This is a genomic window from Pseudobdellovibrionaceae bacterium (genome assembly GCA_023898385.1).
Lineage (GTDB): Bacteria > Bdellovibrionota > Bdellovibrionia > Bdellovibrionales > UBA1609.
Genome location: CP060220.1, coordinates 81276 through 97342, shown reverse-complemented (window position 1 = coordinate 97342; position 16067 = coordinate 81276). Strand labels below are relative to the sequence as shown.

Here is a 16067-nt window from a genome sequence, read left to right as displayed (position 1 = left end):
GTTTTTTATGCATCAATTTGAGAATAGCTGCGCCATTGTTGTGGGTCGAAGCTTAAGCCCAATTGGGCGTCTCAAACAGCGACAGTTTTTATGAATTCACCGTAACTGTTGAATAGTGCTAGAGTATTTTTGAGTTTTACACCTTATTGTCTGGATTGAAGTGATGACTAAGACAGCCCGTCTAAAACAACTACGTGAGTTGCGAAGAATAGCAAGAACTCGCGGTGGTCGGTTATTAACAAAAGAGTATGCAAACGGTCGAACAAAGATGTTATGGCGGTGCGAGGCTCGTCATGAGTGGTTGGCGACACCAGAGAACATTAAGCAAGGCAGTTGGTGTAGGCGATGTTATTTTAAGCGTCGTGGTGAGGAGCTTCGAGGCGACATTACAATACAAAGGGCTCGGGCCAAGGCACATAAAGGGCTTTGTTTATCTAGAATCTACATCGATGCCCATACGATGCTTAAGTGGAAGTGTTTATGGGGTCACATGTTTTTTATGACCCCAGCCAATGTTAGCCAAGGCAAGTGGTGTCCCATCTGTCGAAGGCGAGAGGGGGCTTTAAAAAGAAAGGCCACAGTCAAGGAGATCAGAAAGCTTGCCAAAGATCACAATGCCAAGCTTTTATCAAAGTCCTACGAGCATATAGACGCGCCACTTGATTGGCAGTGTTTAAAGTGTAAGTGCAAGTGGCAAAGAAGTCTTCACAATGCCAAGCGAACGAAATGGTGTCCTCGGTGTTTAAAAGAACACCAAGCTCAGTTGAAAGCTCCATCGAGTCGTCGAAGAAAGGTTGTTCGCAAGAGTGATAAGTGGTGGCGTTGAGAAGATAAAAATGATCTCCTTGTTGATGCTCGACTAAAAACAAACAACAAGGAGACCACCAAATGATTGAGCAAATATTGTCTTTAAAAGTGGGCGCAAGTCTATCAGAAAATGAATTTACTTTAGACGAGCTACTCTTAGCGTCAAAAGAGTTATTTGAGCGCGAGGGTATACCCGGGTTTTTGCAGGTGTTGTTAAGGCTACTTGACGACATGGTCTACAAGAAAGTGCTGGGGGTGGGTCGCCACGACTGTTGCAAGAAGTCACATCTTGTTGTCACAAGACGAGAAGAAAAAAAGACGGTTCGAACGGGTGTGGGTACAGTGACGGTGCTATGGACCCGGCTCAAATGCAAAAGCTGCCATAAGACGACGATCCCACTGAGAACTTTTTTAGGACTCGATCGGTATCAGAAAAAATCCGTAGAGTTAGAGAAGACTGTTGTGGAGCTTCTCAGTGAGCAGAGCTATCGTCGAGGTGAGGTTCACTTAAAAAGCATTGGATCGATTGAGATCCCCCACACGACTCTTCATCGGTGGGTTATGGCAAGTTGTTGTGACGAAATCCCTCTTAAGGGCCGCTGTGATACGTTAGTTGCCGATGGCACTGGTTATAAGAAAAAGCCAGAGTACGAGTCGAATCGCGGAGAGGTGAAGGTTGTAGTTGGTGTGGATCGAGATGGAGGCGTCCGTCCATATGGCGCTTGGACAGATGAGAGTTGGCAAAGCATTGGGCAAATGATCAAAGCCGCTAACCATCCTAATGAGCGAGTAAAATTTAAAGCCATAGCTAATGTGCTGGTCTCAGATGGCGAGGCCGGACTGATACATGGTCTTAAGAAGTTGACGCTCGATCATCAACGATGTCACTGGCACATCGTAAAGGATATCTATCAGCCTTTACGCATAGAAGGAGGTGCTTCAATAGAAGAAACAAGATCGTTCCAGGGTGAATTAGCTGCAGCGATTGAATTACATATACCTGAAGAAGACTTCGATCAGGTCAGCGCAGAGGAAAAGCTAGGTCTTGAGAAAAAAATTTGGATGGCAGAAAAAGGCGTTCAAGACTTAATCGATGAATTAATTACGAAGGGTTACGGAGATGCCGCGAGGTACTTGATACGAGCCAAAAAAGGGATGTTTGCTTACTTACGCACGTGGCTTCATATGGGATTAAAGAATCCCCGAGTGAGTTCAATGATAGAGAGAATGATGCGCGAAATCGGCCGCCGCATAAAAAAGATCGGGTTCGGTTGGAGTAAAAAAGGCGCCGAAAAGATGACAAAAATCATCATAAAACGCATAACAAGTGCCGGCGAGTGGGAAGAATATTGGAAAAACCGACTTAATATTACAGGAAATGTCAGACTAACGTTTTTGGGCTGCGAAATAATGGAACCGTCCTAAGGAAATGGAACGTTACCACAACCAAGAACTTCGTGGCCGGCAATTCCACAACTGTATGAAAAATGGGTTCCTCATCGAGCCCCCTCCAATATCTTTTCCATACTTAAGTATCGGTATTTTACAAAATGGCTTGAGTGAAATCTTCGAAAATCTGCGAAAATCTTGGTTTTTTCCGTTGTGGCAATCCCTGCCAATGTCAAAAAAACCCAGCCAACAAGTCGCCACTGTCACAAAATGAGACCTCATCGAATTGCTGGGCAACAGGTCATGGCACCAACCCAGGGTTTTTGAAGATACTTGATATTGTACGCAAAAAAACGCTTCTACCTGGGCTTAAAAGGCGTCTAACTGTTGACCCAGGACATTGCCCACTCTAAACCCTGTAATGATTGTCCACTCCGCTCTTCGGCTGGAGTTTCAAAGCCCTAGCTGGTATTAAGATCTCCTTCAGTACGTCGCCTGAACCTGAGGTTAACTTGATGATAAAATTTCTATTTGGCTCATTAGTTGTATGGACGGTGTTTTTGTCTGCTGCCCACGGCCAGCCTCGAAATTGTAAAGAAATTCTTTGGGGCCACTCCTCCTTGGATACCCTCCAAAGCATCCCCTATCAGAAAAAAACAATCTCTCTGGATCACCTCTTTGAAAAACGCGGTTTTGTGACAGTCCCGCTGGACTACGACCGCCCGCAAGGCCCACAAATTGAGGTTTTTTACCGCGTATTTCCCACCTTTGACGAAGTCAAAACTGGGGTTCGCAACAGTGAAGCCCCCTTACTTGTGGCGATCAATGGCGGCCCCGGCATGCCTTCAAAAACCTTCCGCAGCTATGATTTTAATTATAGCAATATTGAAAACTTTGACCCCTTCACTAATCGCATCGGGTATCTTTCAAAATATTTTCGTATCATAGCCATTGATCAACGGGGTACCGATGGGTATTCCGCGCCGCTTGATATGAGCCACCCAAATATTCGACCTGAAATAGTGGCTCAATACTTTAAGGCCGAAGAGGTGGCCTTGGATCATGCCCAAGTGATCTCGAAATTGATACCCGAAGGCGTTGAATTTTATATGTTGGGGCAAAGTTACGGGGGTGCTCCATTGATGCGCTACCTGATGGACGATCGCGTTTTGCGTAAACCAAAGCGCGCCATTTTTGCCAGCGCCGTCATCCCCGGTCTGGACACCATGAACTCCAGTGTGGCTCGCAGGGAAGAGCAACGCCAACTCAATCTTCAGCTGAAAGAAGCTTACCCCGACATTGACCAGCTCTTAGGTCAACTCAAAGAAAAATTTGTGGCATTGGCTCTGAATGAATCAAACATCCATAGTCTGTGGTACTATTTGGGTCGAGGTAAGAAAGGCGATTGGGAGAAAAATTTCTTAAAAACAGTTCATGAAATGCTAGAGATGGATCGCCCGCAGATGGAAAAGTTTCTCTCTACTGGCCATGGCGAAGTCGAGCTACTTAACTACATTCTTTCCAGTTCAATGCTAACGCCGGGGTTTACTGATCGAAGCATGGTCCCTGAATTAATGCAGCGGGTACCCTATGAGCCTTGGATGATCGATGAGTTTCAAGCCATCACTCAGCTCTCAGCGGATACCCCTCAGTGGCTGCATGAAATGGTCGACGAGATTGACCAAAATCCACCTCCCGGCGGCAGAGTGGACGACACGGAGCTGGCCAAACGAGTGTTTTCTGATCTCGGCCGTGTGTTTTTTAGTTTTGGTGAAAACGACAACGCCGTGCCCGCGGAAGAATCCATGGCCGTAGCTCGAAGAATGAACGTTCCCGGAGTCACTCAATTTGGTTATTTCCCCGGCGGCCACTCAGCCGCGTTTGGCGAAGAGGGCTCATTAGGGATTTACAATTGGACTCAAAACCTAGAAACTTTTCCCGATGTAGATCAAGTGCCTGTACCGTAGGTACCTGCTTCCATTTGTGGCTACAGGGCGTTGCAACTTTGGTTACGTAGTGTCACCCATTGATACGTCTTCGTAACCCAGGTCTAATCTTCAACCTATTCACCTTCAAAGCATGCGGAATATTAGTTGCAACATCAACAGTTTGAGGTGCTGTACATGAGAGTTTTAATATCCGGAGCCACGGGAATGGTGGGTACGCATTTAGTGGCTGAACTGTCTCGGCGCGGGCATGAAATTTGGGCCCTAGCTCGAGATGTAGAACAAGCCTACACGCGCATCCCTCAAGCCCGACGTATCCTTCAATGGGAGGCATCAAAATCCCTTGATCCGAAGGCGTTGTCAGGTGTGAATGCCGTTGTGCATTTAGCGGGAGCTCCTCTTGTTCCCAATGTTTTTACGAAAAAGGGGCGTCAAAAAATCTATGGCTCGCGGGTGTTGGGATTAAGAAAAATCGTCGACACCATCGTAAGTAAGCCCAATCATTCTGTAGACGTCGTGGTCAGTGCGTCTGCTGTGGGATACTATGGCGATTGCGGCGATGATTTGATAAGTGAAGAGGCTAAAGCCGGCCAGGACTTTCTGGCCAATGTGTGCGTGAACTGGGAGCGTGAGCTTTTGCAACGAAAGGATCTATCTTCGCGAACAGTGTCGCTGCGCTGTGGCCTCATCCTCAACAAAGGACAAGGTCTATTGAAATTTTTGGAACCCATATTTAAAACCGGGCTCGGTAGCATCCTCGGGTCTGGTGAGCAGTGGATCAGCTGGATTCACATCGAAGATGCGATTCGCGCCTATGTATTTGCCCTTGAAAATCCGGTGGTCACAGGACCAGTAAATGCCTGCTCACAAAAACCAGTGCATAATATGGATTTCTCAGTACTCCTTGGTGATGCTCTTCATCGCCCGGTGTTGATTAAAACCCCGCCGTGGCTATTGCGAAGTTTGCCCGGCCCCACCGAAGAACTCTTTCTTTTTAGCCAACGAGCGATGCCCGGGGTGCTGCTTGCCAACAGATTCAAGTTTCATTACCCCTCGCTGTATGAGGCCTTCACAGATCTCTATGGGAAAGATACTACCCCTAAAAAGAAAACACATGCTTTGCCCGATCTGGTCAGCGCCAATGAAGACCGTGAAGAGCACTATGATTTGGATGGCACGTCACATAGCCACGGTCAAATTTACATTGCCTCCGGAATCTATTAAGATCGCATAGTTCATCCAAAATATGCGGTAAAGGATTCGATTGAGATATTTCAGGAGACCAAAGGGCAGGTAACCTTTTATTCTCACTTAACTCCGAGCAATAACCGGACATTTATTCTCAAGCTCCGTATTTAGCCATGGTAACTATTCTTGGGGGTTTTATGGCCAATCGAGAATGGCTGCCTCATCGGCTTCACAACAGATATTGATTTAATAGCCGTCGGTGCCATTGTCAGATTCACCTACAACATCTCAATTGCCAAGGCGGTTGGCCCAAGATTCTGTGTCCAAAAAAATGGCGCAAAGGTTTTGCGCGAAGTAATTAGACTCAATTGCATAACATCCCCCTTAAATATTTGACGCTATCAGGCCCAAACCTAGTTGTGAACTATTGCTTTTATGGGGCGTAACAAATTCAGCTGATCCCATGGCCGCTAGCAGGCATGGTGCCGCGGCCTTGGAGGGTGCGCAAAAGCTTTTTCTCATAAAGGCTAAGCAGTTGCTGTTTCACATTCGCCCCCTCAATAGTGCCAAGGGCATAGGCAATGGCTTGCAGTGTGGCCATGCCATTTTCAGTGGTCTCTTTTCGCATCAGTGCGAGATCGGCATTTATAGTGACAACTTTTACTCTCGGTACATTGGCCAGTTCTTTGTGGCGAGTGTTCACTTTGCTGGCCTGTCTCCAGTTGCCATCGGGCACGATGAGCTGAATAGGTTTGCTAAAATTTGCAACATAGTCTTTCGTGAGAGGCGTGGCATCCTCAGTGGGGTAGAGCAATAGGGTTTGGTAATCATTTGTGAGCAAGTCGCTAAGTTCTAATGGGCTACAGTGTTCGCCGCGAGTCCGCATTTCAGAGTTAGTAAGTGCCTCAATAGCTAGGCGGCCAGTATTTGAAGTTCGCTTGAGCTCACGTTTGTGAATTATTAGGCTGATTTTGGTTCGCAGCGACAACGACGGAATGGAAGAGCACAAACAGAAATCCTTGTGCAAGAAGCACCTTTTGCAAGGGTCTTTAGGTTTCCGTTTTCGATCGAAATTCATGGTCCGCCCAATATTGTCATAGGGTTCACTTGCTAACTTGCGCTAGGTACAATATCAAGCTGAAAAGCAGGTCTTTTTGGGGTTTTTCGCTCTTAGGCGGCACACATCCTCTATCGCAGAAAGATCCGCTCATAATAGGCGCCGCCGCCGCTGGGATGGCCCCAAAGTTTTGTTTCCACATATTGATCGCGATTGCCAAACAAGGAGTTTGCGTTGTAGTTGGCATTCCCATTGTGACAATAACCATAATTGCCGAAGTAGGTTACGCCTGCGGGAGAATACCCAGTGTTGCAGCGGGCACTAGAAAAGTAACCATCACCGGCCCACAAAAACTCCACCCCGGCCGAGTCGCAGTTGGAGTTGTTGATATCGCAAACTTTTGTAACCGCAGTTCGGTTCAGCACTCCTGTGGAAGTAAAGAACAAGTCGCTGCCATGGTGGATAATAAAGGCGTCATCAGAGTCTTCCACATCGGATCCATCGAACTGAACAAATAGCCATTCACCACTACTGAGAATGTTTTCGCGTACACTGGTGTTGCCCAGGCTATAGCTATCAGCACTGGTAATAAGGTCAGGGCTGCCGCAGGCGTTTTGAAAAAAGGAATTGAGCCCGGTTTGACAACTTTCAATATTGCTACCGTGAATTCTTCGATTGGAAAAAAGCGTCCAACCTCCGCCATCTCGAGTCATATCACAATGGGCTTTAAGCTCCGAATTGCCACCAGCACCGTCGGGATCAAGCCAATACAGACCATCGCCTTCAGAGTTATAGCTGATGGAATTAAGGTACTCCAAACAGCTCACTGCAAAGGTGGTATCCGGGTACTGAAAGGCGCCGTTGCTTGTAGCAAGTCCGGGGCTATAAAAGGAGGCTGAAACAGCTTCGCCAATATTGCCGGCCTCGTCCTTAGCTCTAACAGAAATGAAAAAAGCCGTAGCAGTGGTTAGTGCCGGAGATAGGCTGGAGAATTGATAGCTATTGGTAATACCCAAATCGGAATAAGGTTGAACCTCTTCACCACCTTGACTGGTCCCTAAGGCCACTTCATATCCTGTGACACCACTGTCATCTGTACTATCACCCCAAGTGGCAGTGGGGGTCATGGTGGTGGAGGCCACGCCGGAGAGGACGATGGATGCAGGGGCTGTGGGCGCCTGAGTGTCAAAGCTAGTGCCGGGGCTGAAAGATGAGTCTTGGGAGTCGTCACCCAGTGGATTTTTGTTGCAGCCCAAGTTTAAAAAGACAAATGCAGCCACTGCAGTAACTATAATTTTAAAAGACAATCTCATCCACAAATTATAGCAAAGAACTGCTGTTGGACCTACCAAAACCGCCCTAGCCCATGGTCTGTGGGTGGCCGGCGAGATTCGTGAGCAAAGTCCGAGCCCTACAAAAGTACAGGTCGTTGTGGTTTTCTTAAGTCCAGACCATAATCAGCCGATGTCTTATCATGAGGCAGTTTTTTCTGGCAATAGTGGCCATCATGCTCTTTTGTCAAAACAGTATTGGCGGCGATGCCACCCAGTATTTGTTGTGGCAAGAGTACGAAATGAAGTCCGGTGAGTGGATCTATCAGGTGGTGCGCCGGTCTCCCTTTGTAAAAAGTGGTCTATTGAGCCCCAAGCAATTGGTTGCCGAAATACTCTCAAAAAACCCGCAGCTAAAAGACCCAAATTTGGTGAGCCCTGGGGTGAAGCTGCTGATGCCCATTGCGGCTATGCCAGAGTTCGCAACCTCTACGGATGGTCGCGTTGTGAACTACAATTTTTATATTGGTTCGCAGATCTACTATGGCAACTCTGCTGCCAAGCCAAATCATCAAAATTTGAGCCCAAGCCAAAGTGAATCAGCCAGGGCTATTCCTCGGTCGGTGGCAAATAAGGCCCAGCAGATGGTGAGCGAGGTAAGGGCTAAACCTGAAAGTGGTGGAGACTGGGGTTTTCACTCAGTGATGGGTTTGGGATTTTATTACAATTTTATTAAAACCAAGGACTTGTTGTCGGGAAGCGGCGCTTCGAGGGCCTCCGGTCTCAATCAATCTATTGATCTTAATGTGGAATACGGATTTTGGGATAAATTCCTCTTTGAATCTAGGTTTTTGGTGGGCAATGAAAACTATAGTGTTGGGGGCCTTCAAACTCTGGATTTTACCGCTGGCTTCGGGTGGAAGCTCCAACCCAATTGGATCGCCGGGATTGCCGCAGGCTACACTCAAGTACCCGTGATAACCACAAATTCAGGCGCATTGGCTTTAGTGAACATTGGAGTGCCAAAGCTGGGTCCCAATTTAAGATTTCTCACCAAGGCTCCCTGGGAAGTTGGTTTAGAGCTCGGGATCTCCTATGATAGTTTGCTTGCCGGCCGCAAGGACCTAGTTGAAGTTGAAGGCGGTGCCGGATATCGAATTGACATCACGGGTTCAAAAACAGTGCTGGGCTATGAGCTTGCTCTACAAACCTGGTATGGCTCCAAGGCCATCAAAACTAACATTACAGAGCAGACCACAACGGGCACCGGCATGGCCCTGAGTTGGTCAGGGGATTTTTAACAGAAAATCTCAGATTTAAATTTGAAAACGCGAGCAAAAAAAATATTTTAACTGGAATCTTAATTGGCGGTGCCGCTGGGGGCTTGATCTCTTCCCAAGCTGGATGAATCAAACATTCATAGTCTGTGGTACTATTTGGGTCCAGGTAAGAAAGGCGATTGGGAGAAAAATTTCTTAAAAACAGTTCATGAAATGCTAGAGATGGATCGCCCGCAGATGGAAAAGTTTCTCTCTACTGGCCATAGCGAAGTCGAGCTACTTAACTACATTCTTTCAAGTTCAATGCTAACTCCGGGATTTACTGATCGAAGCATGGTCCCTGAATTAATGCAGAGGGTACCCTATGAACCTTGGATGATCGATGAGTTTCAAGCCATCACTCAGCTCTCAGCGGATACTCCTCAGTGGCTGCATGAAATGGTCGACGAGATTGACCAAAATCCACCTCCCGGCGACAGAGTGGACGACACGGAGCTGGCCAAACGAGTGTTTTCTGATCTCGGCCGTGTGTTTTTTAGTTTTGGTGAAAACGACAACGCCGTGCCCGCGGAAGAATCCATGGCCGTAGCTCGAAAAATGAACGTTCCCTGAGTCACTCAGTTTGGTTATTTCCCCGGCGGCCACTCAGCCGCGTTTGGCGAAGAGAGCTCATTAGGGATTTACAATTGGACTCAAAACCTAGTAACCTTTCCCGATGTAGATCAGGTACCGGTACCGTAGGTGTCTGTTTCTTTGGAGGCGATAGGGCGTCGAGCTAGTTGATGAATATAGATACAATTCTTTCAAAAGCAAAATCCAATGACTCTTCGGCTCTCATTCTAGTTAGTAATGGCAACACTGTTGGTGAATATTTATCCGCAGATGGAAACCAAAAAACGGAACTCATGTCCGTAACTAAATCAATTGTTATTAGGTGGGCTTCCATCGTCTCATTTCCTAGCTTTTCTATAGCAAATCGTTGATTACAAGACCGGCAAGTTAGCCGCAAATTAGACACATCATTGCGGCCACCTAAACAAATAGGCTGAATGTGATCATACTGCAGGGCACGTGTGGATCCACAGCGAACACAATGTCCGTGATCGCGATGATACACGACCCGTTTCACCGAATGAGGAATGGCAGTTCGTCGATGCTATTGACGCAAACATACTTGTTGCGCCGTAGTTTTGTCGACATTTTGCAGATCCTTTTGACTTGGTTTTTTAGGCTTAAGGTCTTCAATAGCGATATCACAAATTGCATGCAGCAATTCGCAGTGAGAGAGTTGAGAGGTCTTGTGTGCAAGAAGTCCGCGAATTTTCTCCAGTTTTTCTATAAGCTCTTGGTCAGCAATGATTTTCAGATCTGTCAGTTCTGGTGTGATTATGCGAGCGGATTCTTTTGCTTTCACAGGATTTGAACTCAGCGCAAGAAGGGTTCGCTCGCTTTGCGAGCTCTGCGAGGATTTTCAAATTGCGGGCGGGGCCGCAATTTGACTTGATTTTCAGTCGCATACGCGGCGTGCGGTTAGCACGCGCGCTCATGCTCCTTCAGCTTCTTCACCAATTTTTCGTTCGCTCGCCTTGCGAGCTCTGCGAAAAATTGGTGCAGCCGGGAAGACTCGAACTCCCAACCCCTTGGTCCGAAGCCAAGTGCTCTATCCAATTGAGCTACGGCTGCATGCTGGGTTTTGCAAGGCCTCGTAGTATGCCTCAATTTTTCTGGGCATCAAGCTTTTTTCTTGCTGCGGTGGGTGCGCCGTGGAGCCTTTTCTTCGTCTTTGACCAAATATTCTGTGGTCAAGGGATAGTAGGCATCTGCGGCCGCTTGAACTTCTGGTGAGGTGCTCTCTGGCCAAGACCAGATTTCCGTGCGGCAGCCGCGGGAGCGTAAATACCAGACTAGGGGCAGAAAGTCCTTATCGCCTCCCAATATAATAGCCACATCCAGCTTATCGGCCATGGTCACGGCATCAATGGTTAAAAAGGTGTCGGCATTCTTGTCGGGGCGCTTGATCTCGCCACCTAGGCTACCCCAAAATTTTTCAAAGTCTTTCGATATGTCTTTGTAGATCGGCTTGTAATATAAAATGCGAACAATCTCTCGATCCCCCACCTCTTCGATGATTTTTCGATAATTGGTTCGCCCCTCGTGGTGCTTGAGGCCCGAGAGCTCTATGTTTTCGGCGTCGATAAAAAGAGCCACCTTTTGAAACAGTAGCTTTTTCGTGGGAACCATGTCGCTAGGAGCCATTGAGATGTCCTTACCTGAGATCGTGTTCTGACCCTTCCATTATGGGCGCGACACCATGCTCCTGGCAACGCGACTTCAGACTGAAACAACGCGCTCCCGCAATTTTAGAAAACGTCAATGTCATCGACAATGTCAAAGGCCTAGACCATAAAATGGGGAGAGCTATGCTTCCCGGGCCAAAGGGTTGGCACAAGATGTGAAATACATAAAGACCTAGGTCATATTGAATGACCCTGGGCCTTGCAACGCAAACTCCTTGAGAGCCAGGTGTACAATTTTTTTGTGCCTGGCTCTTTTTTTTATGCCTTTGAGTGACGAGCCTTCACCACTGTCTTGATATTGCCACGCACATTAAAATCGCCCACCACTTCGATTTCGTGAGGATCGAGTAAGGTGACCAAATCATCGAGAATATTATTAGTCACATCTTCGTGAAAAACTTTTTTATTGCGAAAACTATTAATGTAAAGCTTTAGAGACTTTAACTCTACACACCACTGATCTGGCACATATCGAATTTGAATGGTTGCAAAATCCGGAAAGCCACTGCGAGGACAGATGCAGGTAAACTCGGGGCAGTTAAAATCCACTTCATAACGTCGAACCTGCGTGCGGTTTTCAAAACGCTCCAGCTCGTTGTTTTCAATGGCTATCTCACCATACAATTTTTCCTCACTCATAACTCTCCTCTTGGTCAGCGGGACGACCCTTGCTATACTTTCCCAGGGAGACTTAGGCAAGCTCATGAAATCTTTAGTGTTATTTATATCTTTACTGATCCTCATTGGCACCACAGGCTGTGGATCAACCCCTCTATCGGCGAATTGCCAAGAGCCAGATTGGTACGAGTTGGGTCGGCGCCAGGGATTTCGTGGCCTTGAGCCCAAATGGACAGAGGTTACAGCGAGCTGCCCGCAATCTTCCAGTGAGACCATCTCCCGCCTCTATGAAAACGGATATAACGCTGGCCTAGCCAAGTTTTGCACCCCTGAAAATGGCTTTAACCGGGGCCGCACAGGCCAACCCCTTGTGAATATTTGCCCCTCTGTACAATCCCTCGCCTTTCAAAGAGCTTATGAACGAGGCGAAAGGGTCCTCCGCCTAGAGGCGACCCAAAGGCAACTGGGGCAAAACATAAATTTGGTGTTGAGTAAACTCAATGATCGCTCGCTCAGCGACCAGGAAAAGCAGGCTCTCTTTCAACAAAAAACGGAGCTTGAAAACACCTTGGCTGGTAACGAAAAACAAATCCAGCGGCTCCGGATCATCAATTAAAGGCCTTGATACACACCCCACAATGTGTTTTGCAATCTGATGCCACTCATGAATGTCAATTTTGGAATAGAGTTTTTAAATAAACTCGGCTCCCCTGAGGCCTTATCGCAGGGCCGATCTCGGCACACTCTTTTGTATGTACCTAGCAAAAAGAATTTGTTGATCCTGCTCACTGAGGTCGCCGCTTTTCCCTAAAGCGGCAGTTCTAGCTTGGTAGACATGATAGAAGGTGATGGCTGCGGCCACTGAAATATTAAAACTCTGTGCAAAACCATGCATCGGCAAAATGATTCGCCCATCACAGGCACTCAGCATTTCATCACTTACGCCATCTTTTTCATTTCCGAACACAACGGCTGTGGGCTGGCTGAAATCCACTTCGTCAATGGGCACAGAGGCCTCAAGGTGAGTGGCATATATTTTATAACCATAGCCTCTCAATTGCGACACACACGCTGATGTCGATGCATGTTTTTTAATATCGAGCCACTTATCTGTGCCTTGAGTTACTCGATTGGCCGCTTTAAATCGAGCGTCGGGTTGTTCAACAATATGAAAATTCATAAACCCAAAGGCCTCTGCACTTCGCATCACTGCACTTACATTGCCTCTGTCGTAAATATTTTCAAGCACTGACGCAAAACTGTAGGTGCGCTCAGCCACCACTTCTTTCATGCGCGCCAGTCGTCGAGCCGTGATTTGCGGAGATAGGGCTTCTATCACCTGGTCTGAAGAATAAATCTGGCCCTCTGAACCTGAAAAGGAATCCTCTAATAAACTCATTCTTTGATCAAACCTTCCAAATTTTTTTGCATAAAAGTAGGCAAACAAAAACAGGCCCGGTGAAGATCTGCATTGTAATATTGAAAATCCAGTGGCGACCTTTCCACTTGAGAGGGGTTGAAGTCTTTTATGGGGTGATATTTTTTGCTACCAAAGGTGAACGACCATAGGCCACCAGGATAAGTGAGGTTGTTGAAATTATAAATGGTGGCCACCGGAAAAAACTCACCAATAATCGACAATAATTTTTGCTGCATGGTCACGTCAAAAAACGGTGACTCCCCTTGTGAAACCACTATGCCATCGTCAGCCAAAATTCGATGAATGTTTTTATAAAACTCCGAGCCAAACAAAGGCTGTGCGGGCCCAATGGGGTCTGTAGAATCCACAATCACCACGTCATATGTTTTGTCCGTTTCGGCCACATACTTCACCCCATCTTCGATCATAAGATTTAACTTGGGGTTACCAAATACCACTGAAGTTTGGGGAATAAATTTCTTGCAGGCCTCAACAACTAATTCATCAATTTCTACCATGTCGCAGACTTCAACAGAGCCATGGCGAAGCACCTCACGAGCCGTTCCACCATCACCACCTCCAATTACCAACACCCGCTTGGGGTTGGGATGCACAAAAAGCGGCACATGGGTAATCATGTCATGGTAAATAAACTCATCTCGCTCTGAAATCATAGCCAAGTGATCATTAAACAACATGCGGCCATGCCCTTCAGTTTCAACAACATCTACTTGCTGAAACTCACTTTTTTGCGAAAAAAGCGAGGCGGCCACTCGATACCCCATGCGGTATCCGTTGCGGTGAACCTCAGTGGCCCAACCACCTTCAATGAACTGGGACTCACTAGACATATTAAATCTCCAAAGAAACGGCTTTTGTCGAAACAAAGCCCGGTTGATCAAAGTGGCAAAAACTCACGTTGTACCCACTGCTCAAATTTTGCTGAACGAAACTTTTGTTATGATAACCTCTGATGGTCATCGGCTCTGTCATCGGCTTGTTGTTTTTCGGGATAAACTCCACAACGTCGAAGGCCTGCGGCTGAAAGACCTCCACCACCCGCCGTACCAAAGGCGCATAGGAATCACCCTTTGTCACATTGGTTTCAAAGCTGACATAGGGGCTATCTTCTTGGGGTGTGACATGGATGGTGAAATACTGATCGCCATTAATGGCATTCAATGAGTAACCGCAGGGGGAAAACACATAATCATCAATCAAAAAACCCGGCAATAAATCTGCAATACCCGTGTTTCTTCGAATGGCCTCCCTGCCGGTGGCCGCATTGGCAAATAATTCATACGCGTGATCCCTGAGTCCATACATCAAAACCTCAAGTGTGGTGTCACTGGGTTCTGGGTGGTACGACTTACCCATATCGAACAAAAATAGGTGGTGGGTGTCAGCATGACCAAAGCGAAAGGCTTGGCCGCCCACAAGTGCCTTTAGGCGTTTGGAGTCTTGGTAGAAATCCGTCGACTGCCGGTGGGGAAAGTACTCGTTTTTTCTCTCATAAATCACGGCTTCCACGCTGTCAGGGTCAAGCTTTGACAACACATACTCTAGTGCATTGATCAATCGCGTTTGCCCGCAGGTGATCATGGTGATGTGATGTTTCCAGACAAAAAGGCTTGATTCTGAAAGCAGATAGGCTCGGACTCGCTCGTTGCTCAACTCAGATAAAATTTGAGCTTGAGACATTTCGACGACCTTGGCCCATTCTTTTGTGGACCAATCAAAAAACGATGGCCCGCCGGGCTTCACAATCAATTCAAATTTCTTTTCAGAGCCTTCAAAAAACAATGATCGCCTCGCGTGGTAAGGCTCTGGCGTATAGCGTTAAATTGGATGGAAATCAACTTCTCAAAGGGCCATTGCCATGGCGTGTTTCTGTGATATGTCCACTTGCTTATGGTGCAACCAAGCAGAGGCCCGAAAATCTCGGTGATCATCCCCACGTACAATCGAAGGCACACCCTAGAGCGGGCGCTCGCCTCTGTTTGGAACCAATCCTATTCTCCCTACGAGGTGATCGTGGTGGATGATGGGTCCACAGACGATACCGATCTGTGGCTTTCACAATGGGATCCTGAAAAAGTCCTGTCTTTTCGCACCCCGAACCAGGGGGTCAGTGCAGCTCGAAACCGGGCCATACGGGCCTCAAAGGGTGAATGGTTGGCCTTTTTAGACTCAGACGATGAGTGGCACCCTGAAAAACTGGAAAAGCAAGTGGAGGTGCTGCTTTCAAAAGCGATGCGACCTCTCATTCATACGAATGAAAACTGGATTAGAAATGGCACCCCACTCGCCCAGAAATCAAAGCACAAAAAAAGTGGGGGACGGATCTACACCCAATGCCTCCCCCTATGCTGTATTAGCCCCTCCACGGCGCTGATCCACCGAACCGTATTTGACGATGTGGGCTTGTTTGATGAACAGTTTCGGGTGTGTGAGGACTACGAGCTGTGGTTACGTATTTGCTCAAAATACGAAGTGGCATACATTGAAGAGCCTCTTATCACCAAGTACGGGGGACATGCGGATCAACTCTCTCACCTTTATGTGGCCATGGACTATTGGAGACTTCGCGCCCTTGAAAAGCATCTCAACTCCCCGTTTCTCAGCCAAGACGAGCAACGAGAAACTTGGAAGACCTACATAAAAAAACACCGCATTCTTTTGGCCGGGTATCGAAAACACGGCACCGGCAGCTGCCACGCCCTTCAAAGTGGTAATTTGAGAGCCACCACCCCAAGACCTGACTTCATACATAAATCTACCTTATAGGCCGCAT

At 47.3% G+C, this 16067-nt stretch carries 17 protein-coding genes and 1 tRNA gene; 8 read left to right on the top strand and 10 right to left on the bottom strand.

Annotated elements, in window-relative coordinates; all coding sequences use genetic code 11:
- Positions 1–163 precede the first annotated feature (163 nt).
- The 4 genes from H6626_00375 (at position 164) to H6626_00360 (ending at position 5366) form a co-directional block, all read left to right on the top strand.
- A complete protein-coding gene (locus H6626_00375; GenBank protein USN47583.1) occupies positions 164–826 on the top strand; it encodes a hypothetical protein in 663 nt (220 codons plus the stop codon).
- A gap of 62 nt (positions 827–888) precedes the next feature.
- Complete coding sequence (locus H6626_00370; GenBank protein ID USN47582.1) at positions 889–2232, top strand: hypothetical protein; 1344 nt, start codon at positions 889–891, stop codon at positions 2230–2232.
- 479 nt (positions 2233–2711) lie between these two features.
- Positions 2712–4163 (top strand): hypothetical protein, encoded by a 1452-nt coding sequence (locus H6626_00365; GenBank protein USN47581.1) that lies wholly within the window; start codon positions 2712–2714, stop codon positions 4161–4163.
- A 156-nt stretch (positions 4164–4319) separates the two neighbouring features.
- A complete protein-coding gene (locus H6626_00360) occupies positions 4320–5366 on the top strand; it encodes a TIGR01777 family protein (protein USN47580.1) in 1047 nt (348 codons plus the stop codon).
- Between the two features lie 415 nt (positions 5367–5781).
- On the opposite strand, the gene H6626_00355 is transcribed toward H6626_00360, so the two are convergent.
- Together H6626_00355 and H6626_00350 are read right to left on the bottom strand one after the other, a co-directional pair.
- The gene (locus tag H6626_00355; GenBank protein USN47579.1) at positions 5782–6408 is read right to left on the bottom strand and encodes a DTW domain-containing protein; all 627 of its coding nucleotides are present in this window, start codon (positions 6406–6408) and stop codon (positions 5782–5784) included.
- A gap of 110 nt (positions 6409–6518) precedes the next feature.
- On the bottom strand, positions 6519–7694 hold the full coding sequence (locus H6626_00350; GenBank protein USN47578.1) for a hypothetical protein: 1176 nt from the start codon (positions 7692–7694) through the stop codon (positions 6519–6521).
- Positions 7695–7894: 200 nt separating this feature from the next.
- Between H6626_00350 and H6626_00345 the strand changes: the two genes are divergently transcribed.
- A complete protein-coding gene (locus tag H6626_00345) occupies positions 7895–8959 on the top strand; it encodes a hypothetical protein (protein ID USN47577.1) in 1065 nt (354 codons plus the stop codon).
- Positions 8960–9094: 135 nt separating this feature from the next.
- The gene (locus H6626_00340; protein ID USN47576.1) at positions 9095–9550 is read left to right on the top strand and encodes a hypothetical protein; all 456 of its coding nucleotides are present in this window, start codon (positions 9095–9097) and stop codon (positions 9548–9550) included.
- Between the two features lie 163 nt (positions 9551–9713).
- On the opposite strand, the gene H6626_00335 is transcribed toward H6626_00340, so the two are convergent.
- The 5 genes from H6626_00335 to queF all read right to left on the bottom strand — a co-directional run bounded on the left by H6626_00335 (position 9714) and on the right by queF (position 11874).
- A complete protein-coding gene (locus H6626_00335) occupies positions 9714–10079 on the bottom strand; it encodes an HNH endonuclease (GenBank protein USN48911.1) in 366 nt (121 codons plus the stop codon).
- Positions 10080–10094: 15 nt separating this feature from the next.
- Positions 10095–10352, bottom strand: a complete 258-nt coding sequence (locus tag H6626_00330; GenBank protein ID USN47575.1) for a hypothetical protein — start codon at positions 10350–10352, stop codon at positions 10095–10097.
- Between the two features lie 192 nt (positions 10353–10544).
- Positions 10545–10621, bottom strand: a tRNA-Arg gene (locus tag H6626_00325).
- A 48-nt stretch (positions 10622–10669) separates the two neighbouring features.
- On the bottom strand, positions 10670–11194 hold the full coding sequence (locus H6626_00320) for an NYN domain-containing protein (protein USN47574.1): 525 nt from the start codon (positions 11192–11194) through the stop codon (positions 10670–10672).
- Between the two features lie 299 nt (positions 11195–11493).
- Positions 11494–11874 carry an NADPH-dependent 7-cyano-7-deazaguanine reductase QueF gene (gene queF, locus H6626_00315; GenBank protein ID USN47573.1) on the bottom strand — a complete coding sequence of 127 codons (381 nt, stop codon included), beginning with the start codon at positions 11872–11874 and terminating at the stop codon, positions 11494–11496.
- A 64-nt stretch (positions 11875–11938) separates the two neighbouring features.
- Between queF and H6626_00310 the strand changes: the two genes are divergently transcribed.
- Positions 11939–12469: a DUF2799 domain-containing protein gene (locus H6626_00310; protein USN47572.1), complete on the top strand. Its 531-nt coding sequence runs from the start codon at positions 11939–11941 to the stop codon at positions 12467–12469.
- Between the two features lie 102 nt (positions 12470–12571).
- On the opposite strand, the gene H6626_00305 is transcribed toward H6626_00310, so the two are convergent.
- From H6626_00305 to H6626_00295, 3 genes are read right to left on the bottom strand one after another with little or no spacing between them, the layout of a single operon-like run.
- Positions 12572–13252, bottom strand: coding sequence for an RNA methyltransferase (locus H6626_00305; GenBank protein USN47571.1), 681 nt, complete (start codon positions 13250–13252; stop codon positions 12572–12574).
- Entirely contained in the window at positions 13249–14124 is an 876-nt protein-coding gene (speE, locus tag H6626_00300; protein ID USN47570.1) for a polyamine aminopropyltransferase, read from the bottom strand. Before speE ends, H6626_00305 begins: the two co-directional genes overlap by 4 nt.
- A gap of 1 nt (position 14125) precedes the next feature.
- Positions 14126–15076 (bottom strand): adenosylmethionine decarboxylase, encoded by a 951-nt coding sequence (locus H6626_00295; protein ID USN47569.1) that lies wholly within the window; start codon positions 15074–15076, stop codon positions 14126–14128.
- Between the two features lie 108 nt (positions 15077–15184).
- On the opposite strand from H6626_00295, the gene H6626_00290 reads away from it, so the two are divergent.
- Positions 15185–16060, top strand: a complete 876-nt coding sequence (locus tag H6626_00290) for a glycosyltransferase family 2 protein (GenBank protein ID USN47568.1) — start codon at positions 15185–15187, stop codon at positions 16058–16060.
- The last annotated feature ends 7 nt before the right edge of the window (positions 16061–16067 follow it).

What these genes read in the sequence shown, in the direction of transcription:
- H6626_00345 (USN47577.1), top strand. Translation starts at nt 7,895, where the DNA reads ATGCTCTTTTGTCAAAACAGTATTGGCGGCGATGCCACCCAGTATTTG.
- H6626_00375 (USN47583.1), top strand. Translation starts at nt 164, where the DNA reads ATGACTAAGACAGCCCGTCTAAAACAACTACGTGAGTTGCGAAGAATA.
- H6626_00355 (USN47579.1), bottom strand. Translation starts at nt 6,408, where the DNA reads ATGAATTTCGATCGAAAACGGAAACCTAAAGACCCTTGCAAAAGGTGC.
- H6626_00290 (USN47568.1), top strand. Translation starts at nt 15,185, where the DNA reads ATGGTGCAACCAAGCAGAGGCCCGAAAATCTCGGTGATCATCCCCACG.
- H6626_00365 (USN47581.1), top strand. Translation starts at nt 2,712, where the DNA reads ATGATAAAATTTCTATTTGGCTCATTAGTTGTATGGACGGTGTTTTTG.
- H6626_00305 (USN47571.1), bottom strand. Translation starts at nt 13,252, where the DNA reads ATGAGTTTATTAGAGGATTCCTTTTCAGGTTCAGAGGGCCAGATTTAT.
- queF (USN47573.1), bottom strand. Translation starts at nt 11,874, where the DNA reads ATGAGTGAGGAAAAATTGTATGGTGAGATAGCCATTGAAAACAACGAG.
- speE (USN47570.1), bottom strand. Translation starts at nt 14,124, where the DNA reads ATGTCTAGTGAGTCCCAGTTCATTGAAGGTGGTTGGGCCACTGAGGTT.
- H6626_00370 (USN47582.1), top strand. Translation starts at nt 889, where the DNA reads ATGATTGAGCAAATATTGTCTTTAAAAGTGGGCGCAAGTCTATCAGAA.
- H6626_00310 (USN47572.1), top strand. Translation starts at nt 11,939, where the DNA reads ATGAAATCTTTAGTGTTATTTATATCTTTACTGATCCTCATTGGCACC.
- H6626_00360 (USN47580.1), top strand. Translation starts at nt 4,320, where the DNA reads ATGAGAGTTTTAATATCCGGAGCCACGGGAATGGTGGGTACGCATTTA.
- H6626_00320 (USN47574.1), bottom strand. Translation starts at nt 11,194, where the DNA reads ATGGCTCCTAGCGACATGGTTCCCACGAAAAAGCTACTGTTTCAAAAG.